Source organism: Candidatus Magnetaquicoccus inordinatus (assembly GCF_004217665.1).
Taxonomy (GTDB): domain Bacteria; phylum Pseudomonadota; class Magnetococcia; order Magnetococcales; family Magnetaquicoccaceae; genus Magnetaquicoccus; species Magnetaquicoccus inordinatus.
Window position 1 is genome coordinate 1 of the sequence record NZ_RXIU01000054.1, and the last position, 17,975, is coordinate 17,975.

Annotated in this window: 11 protein-coding genes and 2 tRNA genes; 8 read left to right on the forward strand and 5 right to left on the reverse strand. The window is 55.4% G+C overall.

Translation table 11 applies throughout. From position 1 onward, the window contains the following. Positions 1 to 50 precede the first annotated feature (50 nt). Positions 51 to 126 (reverse strand) — tRNA-Phe (locus tag EJP87_RS06115). 305 nt (positions 127 to 431) lie between these two features. Here EJP87_RS06115 and EJP87_RS06120 point away from each other — a divergent pair. Further along, positions 432 to 650, forward strand: a complete 219-nt coding sequence (locus EJP87_RS06120; protein WP_130470977.1) for a hypothetical protein — start codon at positions 432 to 434, stop codon at positions 648 to 650. Positions 651 to 901: 251 nt separating this feature from the next. Here the strand turns inward: EJP87_RS06120 and ppdK are convergent, their stop codons facing one another. Beyond that, entirely contained in the window at positions 902 to 3,655 is a 2,754-nt protein-coding gene (ppdK, locus tag EJP87_RS06125; RefSeq protein ID WP_130470978.1) for a pyruvate, phosphate dikinase, read from the reverse strand. Between the two features lie 184 nt (positions 3,656 to 3,839). On the opposite strand from ppdK, the gene EJP87_RS06130 reads away from it, so the two are divergent. Continuing rightward, positions 3,840 to 3,926, forward strand: a tRNA-Leu gene (locus tag EJP87_RS06130). Positions 3,927 to 4,314: 388 nt separating this feature from the next. On the opposite strand, the gene EJP87_RS06135 is transcribed toward EJP87_RS06130, so the two are convergent. Continuing rightward, a complete protein-coding gene (locus tag EJP87_RS06135; RefSeq protein WP_130470979.1) occupies positions 4,315 to 5,082 on the reverse strand; it encodes a tetratricopeptide repeat protein in 768 nt (255 codons plus the stop codon). A gap of 45 nt (positions 5,083 to 5,127) precedes the next feature. Beyond that, positions 5,128 to 8,172, reverse strand: coding sequence for a glycine--tRNA ligase subunit beta (gene glyS / locus EJP87_RS06140; RefSeq protein WP_130470980.1), 3,045 nt, complete (start codon positions 8,170 to 8,172; stop codon positions 5,128 to 5,130). Positions 8,173 to 8,242: 70 nt separating this feature from the next. On the opposite strand from glyS, the gene EJP87_RS06145 reads away from it, so the two are divergent. Next, entirely contained in the window at positions 8,243 to 9,523 is a 1,281-nt protein-coding gene (locus tag EJP87_RS06145) for a 3-deoxy-D-manno-octulosonic acid transferase (RefSeq protein ID WP_130470981.1), read from the forward strand. Then, a complete protein-coding gene (gene lpxK / locus EJP87_RS06150) occupies positions 9,520 to 10,683 on the forward strand; it encodes a tetraacyldisaccharide 4'-kinase (RefSeq protein ID WP_130470982.1) in 1,164 nt (387 codons plus the stop codon). Before EJP87_RS06145 ends, lpxK begins: the two co-directional genes overlap by 4 nt. Here lpxK and EJP87_RS06155 read toward each other — a convergent pair. Beyond that, positions 10,646 to 10,813, reverse strand: coding sequence for a Trm112 family protein (locus EJP87_RS06155; protein ID WP_130470987.1), 168 nt, complete (start codon positions 10,811 to 10,813; stop codon positions 10,646 to 10,648). The two genes, lpxK and EJP87_RS06155, sit on opposite strands and share 38 nt — an antisense overlap. Before the next feature lie 203 nt (positions 10,814 to 11,016). Here EJP87_RS06155 and argS point away from each other — a divergent pair, with 203 nt between their 5' ends. The 4 genes from argS to EJP87_RS06175 are packed head-to-tail and all read left to right on the forward strand — an operon-like array spanning position 11,017 to position 17,881. Next, on the forward strand, positions 11,017 to 12,732 hold the full coding sequence (gene argS / locus EJP87_RS06160) for an arginine--tRNA ligase (protein ID WP_130470983.1): 1,716 nt from the start codon (positions 11,017 to 11,019) through the stop codon (positions 12,730 to 12,732). Continuing rightward, complete coding sequence (locus EJP87_RS06165) at positions 12,729 to 14,051, forward strand: SPOR domain-containing protein (RefSeq protein WP_130470984.1); 1,323 nt, start codon at positions 12,729 to 12,731, stop codon at positions 14,049 to 14,051. The genes argS and EJP87_RS06165 overlap by 4 nt, the downstream gene beginning before the upstream one ends. Positions 14,052 to 14,090: 39 nt before the next feature. After that, positions 14,091 to 17,480 carry an ATP-binding protein gene (locus EJP87_RS06170; RefSeq protein WP_130470985.1) on the forward strand — a complete coding sequence of 1,130 codons (3,390 nt, stop codon included), beginning with the start codon at positions 14,091 to 14,093 and terminating at the stop codon, positions 17,478 to 17,480. After that, positions 17,480 to 17,881, forward strand: a complete 402-nt coding sequence (locus EJP87_RS06175; protein WP_130470986.1) for a response regulator — start codon at positions 17,480 to 17,482, stop codon at positions 17,879 to 17,881. The genes EJP87_RS06170 and EJP87_RS06175 overlap by 1 nt, the downstream gene beginning before the upstream one ends. Positions 17,882 to 17,975: the final 94 nt, after the last annotated feature.

Below are 17,975 nucleotides of genomic sequence, written 5' to 3' on the forward strand. Positions count from 1 at the left end.
GGTATTTACGGCACTTATTGGCGCTTAAAAACGCGCACAGAAAATCGAGTTGGTGCCCAGAGATGGAATCGAACCAACGACACGAGGATTTTCAGTCCTCTGCTCTACCGACTGAGCTATCTGGGCTAATGTCCCGCTAGACCCCACTATAAAATCCAACACCATTCCATAGTGCGACCCGTTAATTCGCGCAGTGTACTCAATTGCCTAAAACGTGTCAATACTCGTTGTTGAAAAAGCGGTAACCTTGCGCAGCAGAGAATGCTCAAGCAACCTTGCGCAGCCAATCTTCCTCCAACAAACGCAAACACACAGGCAATTCGCTAAAATAGTGGCACGAAAATTGATCACCCTTTGGCAGCAGCACCGCTTTTCCCAGCAGAAAACGGTGACCCTCTTGCCTCTTCACCTCTTGCTTAGGAGTTTATTCAATGGCCACCTTGCCCCGCTTCGTCGCCATGGAAACCATTCTGGAAAATATCGCCGCCAAACTGGTCGAAGATGTGCAAGCAGGTGACTTGCCCATGAATGAACCAGTCATGGAGTGCCTGGAAGCCCTGATCACCGCTACCCGTAAACTGCAAATCGTCCGCGAAATCGCCGAAGCCAAAGAAGAGACCAACGCCGCACGCTTCCGACTGGCCTGCTAAAACAGCAGCTCTCCCACTCAGTGCGGCAATCATACCACTGGCACGCCTGCAAAATTTGCCCGCTACACGGCAGATGCTGCCCTTGGCTATACCGCCAGCGACTGCACATGACTCCTCTTTCCTGTTTCTCCCCCTGCGCACATATACCGGAAGCTGCATAGTCCGGCACACCAAAAAAAAGGGGGCCAAACGGCCCCCAGGCAACTCTACTTAAACACTGCGTATCGCATGCGCACACTCGGCAAATGCGCTTAATCCCCTTTGCACTTTCTCTTTTTGTTCTTGTCCAGCTTGGCCTTCTTCCTGGCCTTTTCCATTGCTCCACGCAATACCGCCTGTGCCGCCGCTAAACGGGCAATCGGCACCCGAAATGGCGAACATGACACATAATCCAAACCGACCCGCTCAAAAAATCCAATCGAGGCCGGATCGCCACCATGCTCGCCACAAATACCCAGCTTCAACTTTGGCTTGACATCCCGTCCCCGTTTGACCGCCCACTCCACCAATTGCCCGACACCGGTTTGATCCAAAGAGACAAAGGGATCCTGCTGCAGCACATTCTGCTCCACATACGCCCCCAAAAAGCTCCCTGCATCATCCCGCGACAAGCCCAATGTGGTCTGAGTCAAGTCGTTGGTGCCAAAGGAGAAAAAGTCTGCCTCCTGGGCAATCTGCTCGGCACGCAACGCCGCCCGTGGCAACTCAATCATCGTACCCAACAGATAATCAATGCGTACCCCCGTCTCCGTCATCACCTCTTCACACACCGCCACACAACGCTTCTTGATTATGGCCAACTCAGAGCGAAAACCCACCAGGGGGATCATGATCTCTGGAACAATGGTAAAGCCATCCTGTTTGACCAAACGACAAGCCGCCTCCATAATGGCCCGTACCTGCATCTCATAGATCTCAGGATAGGTGATTGCCAACCGACAACCACGATGCCCCAGCATCGGATTGGCCTCCTCCAACTCATCCACCCGACGCCGTACATCCTCCTCAGAGATCTCCAAAGCTGCCGCCACCTCTGCCTGCCCTTTGTGATCGTGCGGAATAAATTCATGCAGCGGCGGATCCAACAAACGAATCGTCACCGGCAGATTTTTCATCTCCCGGAAAATACCCTCAAAATCAAAACGCTGCATCGGCAACAACTTGGCTAACGCCTTGCGCCGACCCGCCTCATCGCGTGCCAAAATCATCTCACGTACCGCCACAATCCGCTCTGCATCAAAAAACATATGCTCGGTACGACACAAACCAATTCCCTCTGCACCAAACAGACGCGCCGCCTTGGCATCCGCTGGCGTGTCGGCGTTGGTGCGTACCCGCATCCGCCGCGTCTCATCAGCCCAGGACATAAAGGTGGCAAAATCTCCAGTCATCTCCGCCTGCCGAGTCTTCACCCGACCCAACAACACCTCACCCCGCGAACCATCTATGGTCAACCAATCGCCACGTTTGACCTCTACCAAACCACGACCTGCACTCTCGACCGTAAAACGGCCCTCCTCGATATGAGGCTTGATCGATCCACACCCTGAAACACAAGGACGCCCCATGCCACGCGCCACCACCGCCGCATGCGAGGTCATTCCACCACGCACCGTCACAATACCCTTTGCCGCGTGCATGCCATGAATATCTTCTGGGCTGGTCTCTTCGCGGAACAAAATCACCGCCACACCACTGCCTGCCAACTGCTCTGCCTCATCTGCCGAAAAGGCAATCTGCCCCGATGCTGCCCCAGGAGAGGCAGGCAAACCTGTGGCAATCACTTGGCTCTTGACCCGATCTTCCGGATCCAAGGTCGGATGCAGCAGTTGATCCAAAGTCTGCGGCTCCACCCGCAACAACGCCTCATCGCGACTGATCAATCCCTCATTGACCATGGCCACGGCAATGGACAATGCCGCCTGGGCACTGCGTTTGCCGGTACGGGTCTGCAACAACCATAACTTGCCATTCTGGATGGTAAATTCCAGATCTTGCATCTCCCGATAATGCTGTTCCAGGCGTTGGCCCATCCCGACCAATTCCCGATACAGACGGGGCATGGTCTCTTCCATAGAGGGTTGGTCTGATTGATTTTTTTGCCGTCCAGAGAGGGTAATCTGGCATGGGGTACGAATCCCTGCTACCACATCCTCCCCTTGGGCATTGATCAAATATTCGCCAAACAATCCATTCTCGCCGGTGGAAGGATCGCGGGTAAAGGCCACCCCGGTTGCACAATCCTCTCCCATATTGCCAAAGACCATCGCCTGCACATTGACAGCGGTACCCCAATGTTCGGGAATATCATGCAAACGACGATAGGTAACCGCGCTGGGTTTGTACCAGGAGTTGAAAACCGCTGCCACCGCCGCCCACAACTGCTCCCAGGGATCTTCAGGAAAATCACGCCCTGTCTTTTGACGAATGCGTCCCTTAAACTCTGCCACCAAGCCCATCCAATCCTCGGCAGACAGATCGACATCATTGACTTTGCCCAAGCGCTCTTTGGCTTTTTCGATCAAATGTTCAAAATTGTGGTGTTCCACCCCCATCACCACATTGCCAAACATCTGCACAAAACGCCGATAGCAATCATAGGCAAAACGCGGCTTGCCCGATTGCAAAATCAGACCCTGCACCGTCTGATCGTTCAGCCCCAGATTGAGCACGGTATCCATCATTCCCGGCATCGAGACCCGTGCCCCGGAACGAACAGAGACCAAGAGAGGATTGTCTGGATCACCAAAGCGACGATCCATCGCCGACTCCACCTGTCCCAAGGCTGCTTTCACCCGCCAATCCAGATTGGCCGGAAATCGTCGTTCATTTGCGAAATAGTCCGTACAGACTTCAGTACAGATGGTAAACCCTGCCGGAACCGGGACGCCAATCCGGGTCATCTCTGCCAAGTTGGCTCCTTTGCCACCCAGCAGATCCTTCATCTTGACATCACCCTCAGCTACACCACCACCGAAGAAAAAAACCATCTTCTTTTCGCTCATGAATCCCTCACGTCGAACCTCGCAGAAGAAAACACCGTGCCTATGGCCCCCCAATGCCACCAATCGTTATAACAGATTATTTACCCCTTGTCTCGTCTCCTTATGCTGCACTGCAAATCTTTCGACAAAGTGTGCAAACAGCGTTGACGAGGGGCAAGGAAATGTGTTAGCTTCCCTTCCATCAGCCGGGATGGCGAAACTGGTAGACGCACCAGACTCAAAATCTGGCGGGAGCAATCCCATGAGGGTTCGATTCCCCCTCCCGGCACCATACTCCATATGCAGTAATCCTGAGCAATTCTGTAGCTTCATTCGCTCTCTATACCATCTCCCCTTGTGTTTATAGGTAACAAATCGCCTCGATTCGTTGTTTAAGCGCTACCGAATTGATAGCGGATTATTACATATATACAGCCCCTTTTGCACGTGCCAGCCACAGACTGGAACAGCACTTCGCACAGAGAAGCTGTCACCAAAGACAAAACAGCTCCTCTTTTCAAAATCAAGACACTTGAAGAAAATTTTGACAACTCTAAAAGAGAAGTAACTCAAACCGCTCTCAATTATTTGCCTGCAGTATGTCCCGACCCTATAATAATTTGCTTGCAACGCTCTCTTCTCTTACGCTGATGCCACCAACAATGACCAAAAAAGTGTCATCAACGATTACTCCGACTTTCAATCCACACATTGGCTTGGCGCTGCGCCTCCTCCACCTGCACCGGGGTCAACTGCTTGGCAATCTTGTCGCGGGCAGAGCTCGCCTTGCCAAAACCATTGCGTACCGCCAAAGTGGTCCACATGTAGGCCGCTACCTTGTTGCGTGGTACCCCTTTGCCAATCATGTGCAAAATACCCAATATCGCCTGCGCCTGCGCCCAACCTTGGTCCGCCGCTAAACGATACCAGCGCGCCGACTCCTCAGGATCCCGCTGCACTCCTCGCCCCGTCCAATAGGCAAATCCCATCTGACTCTGCGCCTGCACATCCCCCTGCTCCGCCGCTTTGCGATACCAACGCATCGCCTCCCGCTCATCCTGCTTCACCCCCTGGCCGGTCGCATACATGTTGCCTAAATTCAACTGCGCCTCGGCAAAACCATGATCCGCCGCCCGCCGATACCAATAGGCCGCCTGCTCATAATCCAACGGTACCGATTTGCCTTTGTAATACATAAACCCCAACAGACTCTCCGCCTGCGCATTGCCCTGCTGCGCTGCCTTCTGATACCAATAAATCGCCTGTTGGTAATCCTGCGTTACCCCCTCCCCATACTCATACATCAAACCAATATTGCTCTGTGCCTCTGGATCCCCGCGCTTGGCCCGCACCAGCACGCGATCAAACTCCTTCGTCAACCCCAAACAAAAGGGAATCAGAAGCAGCAAAACCATGATCTGAACCCGCTTCATCTCCAGCAACCCCATCCATTTATCCCTTGCTCGGCCACTGCGGACCTCCTGTGCCCCAGATCAGCAGCCAGACACTTGGCTGTTCTCAGGCAACACCAAACAACTGACATCCGCTACCCGCCGAAAAGCCGCACGTACCCTTGCCAATAAGGCCAAGCGATTACCACGCAAAGAGAGATCCTCATCCATGACCAAAACATCGGCAAAAAAACCATCAATCGGCGCATGCAATCCCGCCAACTGCTGCAAGGCCTGTGCATAACGGCGGGTCGCCACCAGCTCGCCCACTCCCACCTCCACTGTTTGCAAGGCAGTATAGAGTGTGTGCTCCGCCGGTACAGTCAAGAGCGTGACTCTGACTTCACCCACATCCTCTACCCCCTTGCTCAAAATATTGGCAATACGCTTGTTGGCCGCTACCAACGAACGGTATGAGGGCAAAGCCTTGAACTCTGCCAACGCCCGCACCCGCAACACCATATCCAACAAATCCTCTTCATCCAACACCTCGACCGCAGACAGCAAATCGCCATCCAACCCCTCACCTTTCAAATAGGGGTTCAAACGACCATAGAAAAACTCTTGCAGCGCCGCTACCGTCTCTTCCACCCCTTCCGCCAACACCCCCGGCTCATACAAAGCATGCGCTACCCGCACGCTCTCGCGCAACGGCAGATGCAGACCATTGGCCAACAGCATGCGAATCACCCCCAAGGCTGCCCGACGCAAGGCAAAGGGATCCTTGTTGCCGGTTGGCGCCAAACCAACCGCAAAACAGCCAACCAGGGTGTCCAACTTGTCCGCCAAGGCAATCAACGTCCCCAACAGACTCTCAGGCAGCGCATCCGCCACACCCTGCGGTCGATAATGGTGGCGAATCGCCAAAGCCACCTCGGCATCGCCCCCCTCTTGCAGCAGATAGTGCGCACCCATGATCCCCTGCAACTCGGGAAATTCACCCACCATGCCCGTCAGCAAATCACATTTGCTCAACAAAGCAGCCTGTTCGATGCGCGCCTGAGTCGGGGCTTCCGGCAACCAGGAGGCCAAACGCTCGGCCAAACGACTGATGCGCACCACCTTTTGATACAGACTACCCAACCGCGCCTGAAAGACCACCTGACGCAATCCCTGTAACCGTTCAGCCAGCCTCTCCTTGCGATCCTCCCGCCAATAAAAGGCCGCATCCTCCAGACGGGCCCGCAACACCCGCTCAAAACCGCGTACCAATACCGACGGATCAGGCACATCCAGGTTGGCAACCGCCACAAAACTGGGCAGCAAAGCGCCATCTGCAGCCCGCACGGGAAAATATTTTTGATGATATTGCATCGAGGTGATCAACACCTCCGGCGGAATGGCCAAATATTGGGGATCAAAATGACCCAACAGCGGCACCGGCCATTCGGTCAAACAACTGTTTTCCGTGAGCAGATGCTCGGCAATCAGCGCCTCTCCTCCGGCCTGGGCTGCCAGTCGCTGCGCCCCCTCGCGGATCATCTCCCGCCGTTCTGCCAAATCGAGAATCACCCCAGCCTGCCGCAACTGCTGACGTGCCGACTGCATATCCTGCGGACGCAAGGCACCTGTGCTCATAAAACGGTGGCCCTGGCTCTCCCAACCGCTTGCCAAACCATCCACGGTCACCAATGGCAACAATTGGCCATCCAACAAGAGCACCATCCAGCGCACAGGACGCACAAAACGCATCTCCCCTGCCCCCCAGCGCATCGATTTTTTCCACGGAAAGGTGGCAAGAATCTCTCCCAACAGTGCGGGCAACAAGGCCGCAGCACTCTCTCCGGCCACTTGCAAGCGATGCAGCAGATATTCTCCCTTGCTGGTCACCTCGCGCTGCAGTTGGGCAACCGTCACCCCACAACTGCGCGCAAAACCCTCGGCGGCGGCACTCGCTGTGCCATCGGCCGCAAAGGCCCGCGCCAAGGCCGGTCCACGCCGCTCCTCCAAACGATCCGCCTGCCGTGCCGCCATCCCGTGCACCCAAGCCAACAAACGCCGGGGAGTACCCTGACTCTCCACCTGGGTGCGCCCCTCGCGCCAGAGCCCGGCACTCTGCAACTGACTTTGCAAAAGAGTCTGCAGCGCCTCGATAGCCCCTGGCAACAAGCCCGCCGGAATCTCTTCGCAACCGATCTCCCAAAACAGCGTACTCTCCTCAGCATCGGAGCTGGGTAGAACAGCGCTTTTTACCTCTGTGGCCACGACTGCTGCGGTTTCTCCTTTCAACAGCGGATAGCCCAAACGCTCCCGTTGCGCCACATAGCCTTCGGCGGTCTTGCGGGCCAGATTGCGCACCCGGGCAATATAGCCTGCCCGTTCGGTAACGCTCACCGCCCCCCGCGCATCCAGCAGATTGAAAGAGTGCGAACAACGAATCACCTGATCATAGGCTGGCAGAGGCAACTGCCGCTCCAGCAGACGCAACGCCTCCGCCTCATGGGTGGCAAAGGCGGCAAACAACACCTCGGTATTGGCCTCGGAAAAATTAAAATGGGAAAAATCTACCTCATTTTGATGGTAGACATCGCCATAAGTGACCCCCTCTGTCCAAACCAGGTCATAGACATTTTCCACCCCCTGGATATACATGGCCAAGCGCTCTAAACCATAGGTCAGCTCACCGGCTACCGGTTTAAGATCCAAGCTGCCGGTCTGCTGAAAATAGGTATATTGGGTCACCTCCATACCATCCAGCCACACCTCCCAACCCAATCCCCAGGCCCCCAGAGTGGGACTCTCCCAGTCATCCTCCACAAAACGCACATCGTGGGCCTGCAGATCGATACCGATATATTGCAGCGAACGCAGATAGCGCTCCTGCAAATCGATCGGCGAGGGTTTCAAAATGACCTGAAACTGATAATAGTGCTGCAGACGGTTGGGATTCTCCCCATAGCGCCCGTCGGTGGGCCGTCGTGACGGCTGCACATAGGCAGTATTCCAGGGTTCCGGCCCCAAAACCTTCAAAAAGGTGGCCGGATGAAAGGTGCCCGCTCCCATCTCCATGTCGTAGGGCTGCACCACCACGCACCCCTGTTGCGACCAATAGGTTTGCAATGCAAAAATCAACTCCTGGAAAGTCACGGCCTGCTCCTCTATCGTATTGACTTGCTATAATCGCTATGCCACCTGCAACACGAGGAGTTTTTCCGCCTTGCTCCACGCGCTGTATACCCTGTTTGTGCTGATTCTACTTCTGCTGACGCTGCCCTGGTGGGTGATTCGCTCTCTGCGCACCGGCAAATATCGTGGCACCATGCGACAGCGCCTGGGCTTTGCTCTGCCAAAACCACCTGTTGGCGCTGCGCCCATCTGGATCCATGCTGTTTCGGTCGGCGAAGTGATGGCCGCCCAGGGATTGCTGCGCGCACTGCACGCCCGCTATCCCGACTCTCCGCTCTTGCTCTCCACGGTTACCAAAACCGGGCAAGAGATTGCCCGTTCTCTGCCGGGCATCAGCGCCACCTTTTATCTTCCCCTCGATCTGCCCTGGATTGTGCGCCGGGTGCTCAAGCATCTGCAACCCCGCGCCTTGATCGTCATGGAGACTGAATTGTGGCCCAATCTCTTTCAGCAATGCAAGCTGCAGCAGATACCGGTGATCCTGGTCAATGGTCGCCTCTCACCACGCTCATTTCGCCATTATCGGCTCTTTCGCTGGGCCATGAAACCTTTTCTGGAGCCGGTCCATCTTTTTATCATGCAATCTGCAGCCGATGCTGAACGCATGCTGGCCCTCGGCAGCGACCCGCAACGGGTGATCCACAGCGGCAATCTGAAATATGATCAGGCCCTGCAGCCTCCCACTCCGGCGCAGTTGCAGGAGCTGGCCGAGCGCCTGCCCCCACCTTCCGGAATCATCTGGCTGGCAGCCAGCACCCACCCCGGCGAGGAGGAGAGCATTCTCGACAGTTTACAAAGTTTGCGCCCACAGTGGCCCACTCTGCGGCTGATTTTGGTGCCCAGACATCCCGAACGGGCAGCCACGGTGGGTGCCTTGATTCGGCAAACCCCTTTCCAATATGCGCTCTTTTCACAACTCTCCGCTCCCTGGAACGAAGAGATTCTGCTGGTCGATCAGGTCGGCTGGCTGACCCGTCTCTACCGTTATGCCCATATCGCCTTTGTGGGCGGCAGTTTGATCCCGCACGGCGGACAAAACATGCTGGAGCCTGCCTCGCAAGGAATACCGACCCTGTTTGGCCCCCATACGGTCAACTTTCGCCAGGCGGTACAACAACTGCTGGAAAAACAAGCAGCCCTGCAACTGCCTGACCGCACGGCGCTCACCCCCACCGTGCAACAACTGCTGGCCGATCCAGAGCTGCGCCAACAGTTGGGAACACGGGCCCAAGCAGTGGTGGCCAGCAACAGCGGCGCTCTGCAACGCACCCTGCAAGCTCTGCAACCGCTGCTGGATACCCCACCATTATGAGCCACCTGATTGAACTGCTGCAAGGACGCCGCCGGGCCGAATCATTGACTGTGCAGAGCGCCATGCGTCTTCTGGGTGGCTTGGGCAAACTCTATGGTCTGCTGATGCAGCAACGTGCCCAGCTCTACAAGGAGGGCTGGCTGTCGGTCTACCACCCCCCTTGCCCGGTAGTCAGTGTCGGCAACTTAAGCGCCGGCGGCACCGGAAAAACCCCCATGGTCCTCTGGCTGGCCCAACAGCTCCTCCCTTTGGTCAAGGAGCTGGCCATCATCAGCCGTGGCTATGGCAGCACAGCCACCCGCCAAGAGGGGATCCCCTCCGGCATCTCCCTGGTTGCCGATGCCCAGGGCATCCACCTGCACCCACCACAAGCCGCCGATGAAGCGACGCTGCTCGCCCACTCTCTGCCCCAGGTGGCTATTCTCACCGGCAAAGAGCGGCGCCTGTTGATCGAATATGCCTATCGTCAACTGGGCAGCCGCATGCTATTGCTGGATGATGCCTTTCAACATCTGCGGGTCCATCGCGACCTGAATCTGGTACTGCTCGATGCCCAATTGCCTTTTGGCAATGGTGCCATTTTGCCCGGCGGAATTTTGCGCGAGGCGCCACAGGCGCTGCAAAGGGCCGATGCCCTGATTGTAACCCGCTGCCGTGATCAAGCGCTCTTTCACCAGGCGCAACAACAACTGCGCCCCTTTGCCGACGACAAACCGATTTTATGCTGTGACCACCGCCCGCTGGCCTGGCAACAGCCCGGCGTAGCCAGCTCACAACCGCTGGATCTGTTGCGTCACACCCCTGTCTTGGCCTTCTGCGGCATTGCACGGCCCGACTCCTTTGCACAACTGCTGCAGGAGTCTGGCTGCAAACCACTGGCTCTGCGTTCCTTCCCGGACCACTATCCGTTCACACAACAGACCCTGCAGGCTCTGCAGCAACAGGGGCAACGCATGCAGGCGCAAGCGCTGGTCTGTACCGAAAAGGATGCCAGCAAAATCAATCCGGCATGGCTCAACGCACAAAACAAGGCTCTGCCCCTCTTTGCCTTACGCATGGAACTGCACTGGCCGGAACAACCGCTGTGGCTGCTCAAGCAACTGCACACTTTAAGCGAGCGGCTTACTCCTCCAGACGGCGCGCTTCGTCCACCAACATGACCGGAATCCCCTCCCGGATGGGAAAGGCCAGACGATCCTTGCGGCAGATCAGTTCGTTGCTCTGCCGATCCAGGGTCAACGTGCCCTTGCACAGCGGGCAGACCAGAATGGTCAATAACTCTTTATCAATCATCGTGCCTCGACCTCGATGCAATCCTCATCCAAAAAAGAGTCACTCTACCACTATTCTTTACCGACACGAAAGCGAGAATCCACATCTTTTTTGTCAACGGTGGGTTGCCAACAAGCGGTAAAGACCGTTACACTCCAGCGACGCAGAGTATCGCATATCTGCAACAGGCTTCCCGGTATGCACTTTTTTGGACAGTAGACATGGTACGCGCTCTTATCGAACAGTTGGTCAGCTCCGCCCTGCAGCAGTTGCAAGAGCAGGGAATCTTTTCTGCCGAACACTCCTTGTCTTTTCAAGTGGAACGACCACGCGATAAGAATCATGGTGATTTTGCCTGTAATGCGGCCATGGTCCTGGCCAAGAGCGCCCGCCTGCCGCCGCGCCAGTTGGCAGAAAAAATTTTGGCTGCCCTGCCGGTCGGACAAACCGCTGTCGAGCGCTGTGAGATTGCCGGACCCGGTTTTATCAATTTTTATCTGACGGCACAGACTCTGCGCTCCTTGATCCGCACCATTGAGCAACAGGGAGAGCAATTTGGCCGCAGTCAGATGGCGGCTGGACGACGCATCCAGGTAGAGTTTGTCTCCGCCAATCCCACTGGACCGATGCATCTGGGCCATGGCCGGGGTGCGGTCAATGGTGATGCCATTGTGCGGCTGTTGCAGGCGATTGGCTGTGTGGTGGAGCGGGAATATTATATCAACGATGCCGGAGCACAAACTCTGGTACTGGGTCGTTCGGTATTGATTCGCTACCATGAGCTCTTTGGACAGCAGTGGCCCATGCCGGAGGGGTGTTATCCTGGTGACTATGTGCGTGATATTGCCATCGCTTTGCGCGATGCTCAGGGAGCGCGCTGGCTGACCCCGGATTTGCCCGCGGAAGCCCCTCCTGAAGTGGTTGATTTTGCCATCGCCCGCTGTCTGGAGTGGATTCGTGACGATTTGCAATTGCTCAATATCCCTTTTGATACCTGGTTTTCCGAACGTTCGCTGCACCAGGAGGGTCTGATTCAACATGCGATTATACAACTGGAAGAGAAGGGGTTGATCTATGAAGGGGTGTTGCAGCCCCCCAAAGGCAAACTGCCGGATGATTGGGAGGCACGCCCGCAACGCCTGTTTCGTTCGACCCTCTTTGGCGATGAGGTGGATCGTGCGTTGCAAAAATCGGATGGCTCCTATACCTATTTTGCTGCCGACATCGCCTATCACCTGCATAAAGCGGAACGGGGATTTGACTCCCTGATCAACATCTGGGGTGCCGATCATGGCGGGTATATCAAACGGGTACAATCGGCTCTGGCAGCCTTGAGCGGGCGCAAAGATCTGCTGGAGGTGCGTCTGGTGCAGATGGTCAATCTCTTCCGAGCCGGGCAACCCGTGCGCATGTCCAAGCGGGCTGGCACCTTTGTCACCTTGCGTGAAGTGGTCGAGGAAGTGGGAGCCGATGCGGTGCGCTTTTGGTTTTTGCTGCGCTCTTCTGGCTCCAGCCTGGATTTTGATCTGGAGCTGGCCATGGCTAAAACCAATGATAATCCAGTGTTTTATGTGCAATATGCCCATGCCAGGGTCCATTCATTGCTGCGCCGTTTGCACGAGCGGGAGCTGCCTGACATCCCGGCCAGCGACCAACACCTGCAACTATTGTGTGCTGAGGCAGAGTTGGAACTGCTCAGCCTCCTCAGCCGTTATCCTGAGGTGGTGGAACAGGCGGCTCTGGAAAAAGAGCCACAAAAAATTCCCTATTATCTTTTGGAATTGGCAGCCGCCTTCCATACCTACTATAATGGTTATAAAATCCTGGACGAGGATCCCGATTTGCGTGCTGCCCGGCTGGCCCTGGTCAAGGCATGCGGGCAGGTCATTGCTAATGGTCTAACCCTACTCGGCGTAAATGCCCCGGAGCAGATGTGACACCCCGTTATCCCACCTCCTCCCGCTTTCGGCGTCACCAACGCCCTAGCTCTCTGCCACGCATTTTGCTTGCCGCCACCGTGGTCGGAGGAGGGCTTTATTTTTTATTTCGTCCCGGAAAAAATCCTGAGGCGCAACAACAGGTTGCGCAACCGGCTGCACAGGAGCAACCGCTGCGCACCTCCCAGACAGCGCCAGCAGAGCTGAAAACAGAGAGCAAAGGCAAAGCGACCCTGGAGATGAAGGTGGATCCCAAAGCGGAAAGCAAGCCGCTGGCTGTTGCCGAAATCAAGGCGCCACCTGCCAGCAAAACGGTGACCACTGCCGAGAAAAGTGAGGCTCCTGCCGCTCGTCCTGCTCCTGTTGCCGAACTGCGTGCGCCACCCAGGCCAGAGAGCAAAACCGAAAGCAAAACCGAGAGCAAACCGGAGAGCAAGCCAGAGAACAAAACAGAAACAAAACAAGAGGTCAAAGCAGAGAGCCGCAGTGGCAAACAGGAGATCAAACTGGATATTCGGCCAGAAAGCCGCAGCGAAGTCAAAACAGAGAGTAAACCGGCCAGCAAAGCAGAGAGTGGCAGCGATAGCAAAGGCGACAATAAAACGGCCGCCAAGGGGGAGAGTGGCAAAAGCGACCTGAAAAATGAGGCCAGCAGCAAAAAGGGGGGCAAGCAGGAGACGGTTGAAAAAGGCAAAAATGAAACGGCACCTGCCAACAGCGGCAAGGGCCCCCTGTTGCCACAGCCCAAAGCCGACGATGAGGCAGGCTTTCATCCTCTGCCCGATGGTCTGCTTCCCAAGCATCGGGAACAGGAGATGGATTTGACCTTTTACAAAGGTCTGGCCATGAAAAAGATGATTCTGCCCGAGGAGCCTGCAGGGAAAAAGATCATTCCTCCCTTTTTGGCCGGGGTCTCTCCCTCTGCCGTCAATGCCAACAAGCGCAGCGATAGCGCCAGCAGTCCGGATAAAAGCGCTGCCAGCAAGCCGAATGCCGAAGCCAACAAAAAGGTTACGGAGAACAAGCAACCTGCTGACAAAGTCAACAGTGCCGACAAGAAAAACAGCCCAGACAAGAAAAAAAGCTACCAGGTACAGATTGCCATACTTTCCGAACAAAAAAATGCCACCGCCATGGCCGATGTGATGCGTGCGCAGGGTGCGCCCAATCCGCGCATCAGTTCACATACCTACGCTAACGGCAAAACGGTCTATCGGGTACGCCTGGGCCCCTTTGCCAACCAGAGCGATGCTGCCAAGGCAGGGCAGCGTTGGCAACATCCAGGACAACCGGCACTGATTACGGCTGTGGAGGAGTAACCCATCCTTCGCCTCTTGCCACTTCTGGAGTCCGCACCCATGCACAGCGCCAAACGAGAGATTCTACTCAAATTTTTCTTCGTGGTTGCGTTGGTGGTGCTGGCAGGCTCTGCGGGTATCTATTGGCAGCAAACCACCTATAACGAACAGCGTTTACGGGAAACAACCTCCGAAATTCGTTACACCCTTGAGCTGGTGATGCAGCAACAGACCACCTTGATGCAGATGGTCTTGTCTACTCTGCAAGAGCAGGATAGTTTGCGCACTGCCTTCCGGGAACGCAATCGGCCCCTTTTGTTGCTGCATGGCAAGCCAATGCTGGAGGCATGGGGCAAAACCGACGCCATCACCCATCTCTATTTTCATCTTCCCAGCGGCCATAATCTCCTGCGCGTGCACCAACCAGAGCGCTATGGCGATCTGATCGATCGGCATACCCTGCATTCTGCGCGCACCTTCAACCGCTTTTCTGCCGGTCTGGAACTGGGCCCCTTGGGTACCTTGAGTCTGCGTGCTGTCACCCCCTGGCATGAGGGCGAACAGTTGCTTGGCTTCCTGGAAATGGCCAAGGAGCTGTATCTGCTTACCGCAATCATCCCGCATCAATATAATGTGGACCTCTATCTTTTTCTCGACAAAAGGCATCTCAAACAGGCCGAGTGGTTGAGTGGGGCGCAGCGTTTGGGACGGACCCAACAGTGGGACCAGTTTGCCCATCATGTGTTGATTGGGCAAAGCAGTGCCGCACTTCCTCCCTTTTTGCACACTTTGGAGAGTGAACTCAGCCACTCTGGAGAGCAATCCTGGCATAATGTTCCGGTAAAAAATGAACATTATAACCTGGCCCGCCTGCCGCTACACGACAGCAGCGGCAACGAAATCGGTTTGATTGCCATCGTCCAAAATACCACAGAGGCGGTACATCGCTCCCAACAATGGATCGGTGCGGCGGCGGCTATTGGTCTGTTGGGTGGCTCCTGGTTGATGATTCTGTTTGGTGGCTTGTTGGATCAATGGGAGAAAAAATGGCAGACCACCCATGCCGAATTGGAAGAGCGCGATGCCCGGTTGCGTTTGACCCAGGCAACCACTCAGGATGCCATTATCACCATTGATGAACATGGGGTGATCCAGGAGTGCAATCCGGCTGCCGGTACCCTGTTTGGTTATGCCCATGGGGCGCTGCTCAAACAAAATGTTGCTGATTGCATTATTCCCCATGCGCTGCGTGACAAACATCGGCAAGCCTTGTTGCGACACAGCCAAGCGCATGCTGTCTTGGCACCCTTTCTCTCTTTCAGGCGCAAAGCGGCCTTGCCCGGTCTGCATGCCGATGGCCACATCATCGACCTGGAGGTGGAGTTGATCGGCCTTTTTCTGGCTGGCAAACGCCACTTTACGGCCTTTGTGCGCGATGTCACCGAACGCAAACAGCTCTTGCGCTCTCTCGACGAAACCTTAAGTGCAGCCGAATCGGCCAATCGCATGAAAAGCGAATTTTTGGCCAACATGAGCCACGAAATTCGCACCCCGATGAACGGTATCATCGGCATGACCGATCTTCTGCTCACCATGCCCCTCTCCCCCCAGGAGCAGCGCTGCAATCTGGAGATCATTCTGCAATCGTCGCAAACCCTGCTGGGATTGATCAACAATATTCTGGACTATTCCAAATTTGATGCCGGGATGGTCACCCTGGAACGGGTCTCTTTTGATCTTTCCGGGCAGATGGAGACGGTTTGCAACAATCTGGCGATCAAAGCGCACCAACAGGGGTTGGAGCTCTACTGTTATCTGGATCCACAGTTGCCGGTGACCTTGAACGGTGACCCACTGCGTTTGCGCCAGGTTTTGCTCAATCTGGTCAACAATGCCATCAAGTTTACCTCCGAGGGTGAGGTGGTATTGGAGGTGGAACCGGATAGAGAGAGCCCCCTCACCTCTGACAGCAACGAGCACTGGCTGCTCTTTCATGTACGTGACAGCGGTATTGGTATTCCTGCAGAGAAGCTGCCGACCCTTTTTGCCCGCTTCACCCAGGTAGATGGTTCCACCACGCGCAAATATGGCGGTACCGGACTGGGGCTGGCCATCAGCAAACATCTGGTGTCGCTGATGGGCGGTCAGATCATGGTACAGAGCCAACCTGGGCAGGGCAGCACCTTCTCTTTCAGAGCCTGCTTTGCTCCAGCAGAACGGCAAAAATCGCTGAATGATGATCTGGTTCGGGAAGAGCGCCGCAGCGATGCTCTGCCCCATGCCTGTCGCCATCTGCGCATCCTTCTGGCTGATGCCCATGCTGTTGGGCGCAGGATCGTCAAGGAGATAGTGCAGCAGGCTGGTGGTGAAGTGGTGGAGGTCACCGATCTGGCCTCCCTGCTGCGGGAACAGGCCCTTGCCCAACAACAGGAGCAGCCCTTTGATCTGTTGCTGCTCGACCACGGCCTGCTGCAAGGGCGTGCCCAGCAGAGTGAAACCCTCTTTTGGCAAGGAGCAGGAGAACGAATTATTCTGCTGTTGCCTGCCCATATCAGTCTCGACAGTCTGCAACATTTCACCTGGTTGCAGCGGGCCAAAGCTTTGCGCAAGCCGATATTCAAATTCCGCCTGCTGAAGATGATTCAGCAGATTCTCTCAGGCGAAAAAGAGGGCAACGAATTGCCAATGACACCGACAGTCGCAGCACGGCAAGGCGCCCCTCTGCGTATTTTGTTGGTCGAAGACAATCCCAACAATCAAAAGCTGGCCATTGCCATCCTGCAGCAGGTTGGCCATCAGGTGATGAGTGCCAACCATGGCCGAGAGGCTCTGCAACTGTTGGCTCGTTATCCGTTTGATCTGCTGCTGATGGATCTGCAAATGCCGGAAATGGATGGTTTTGCAACCACCCAAGCGATTCGCGCCGCCGATCCCGGACAACCCTATTCTGCCCAGATACCGATTATCGCCGTCACGGCCAAATCGGCAGACCAAGAGGAAAAACATTGTCTGGCTGCCGGCATGAACGGTTATTTGAAAAAACCCTATCGGTCTCATGAATTGTTGAGTACGATAGATGCGGTCATGAAACAATACCAGCAGGCCCTTCGCTCTCCCGCCGCCTGTGGACAGGATCTTCTGCAGCAACTGACCCTGACTACTGCTGCTCTGCAGCAACTCGAAGAGCCGATCCTGCATAAATTGCCGCAAGTTCTGGAATCTCTGACCCAGGCTGTCGCCAGCGAAAATGCGCTGCAGGTGGACAAATGGGTCAGTTGGCTGGGTGATGCAGCCCGCTCCATCGGGGTCAAACCTCTCTCTCTGCAAGGCATGCGTCTGCGCAGTTGTGCCGAACAAAACAACTGGTCAGGGGCACAAGAGGCATTGAGCAAACTGCTGCTCTGTTGTCAGCAAACCAGTCTGGAGCTGCAACAACGAAAGGAAAAGTGATGAAAATACTCATCGTTGATGATGTCGTCGCCAACCGGATCATGCTGGGCAATTTTTTGACTCCTTTGGGACAATGCGACATGGCCACCAATGGCGTGGAAGCGCTCGATTGGGTAGAAGCTGCTTTGGCGGAAAATCGTCCTTATGATTTGATTTTGCTTGACATCATGATGCCAAAAATGGATGGACAAGAGACTTTGAAGGCGATTCGTGATCTGGAGCAGACACATCAGCAGAGCGGTGGCAAGGAGGCGGTTATTTTGATGGTGACCGCCTATGATGCCCCGGAGATGGTGACCCAAGCCTTTTTCAAAGGATATTGCACCGATTTTCTTTCCAAACCCATCACCCGCCAGGTATTGATGGATAAATTGCAGGAGTATGGACTACTCAGCGCCTGAGCATAGCAACTGAGTGATCTTGCCAAGTGGGGCCTGCACGAGCGGTTGGGCACAGCAACACGAATTTTTGGTAACTATTCACCACCCAAAACTA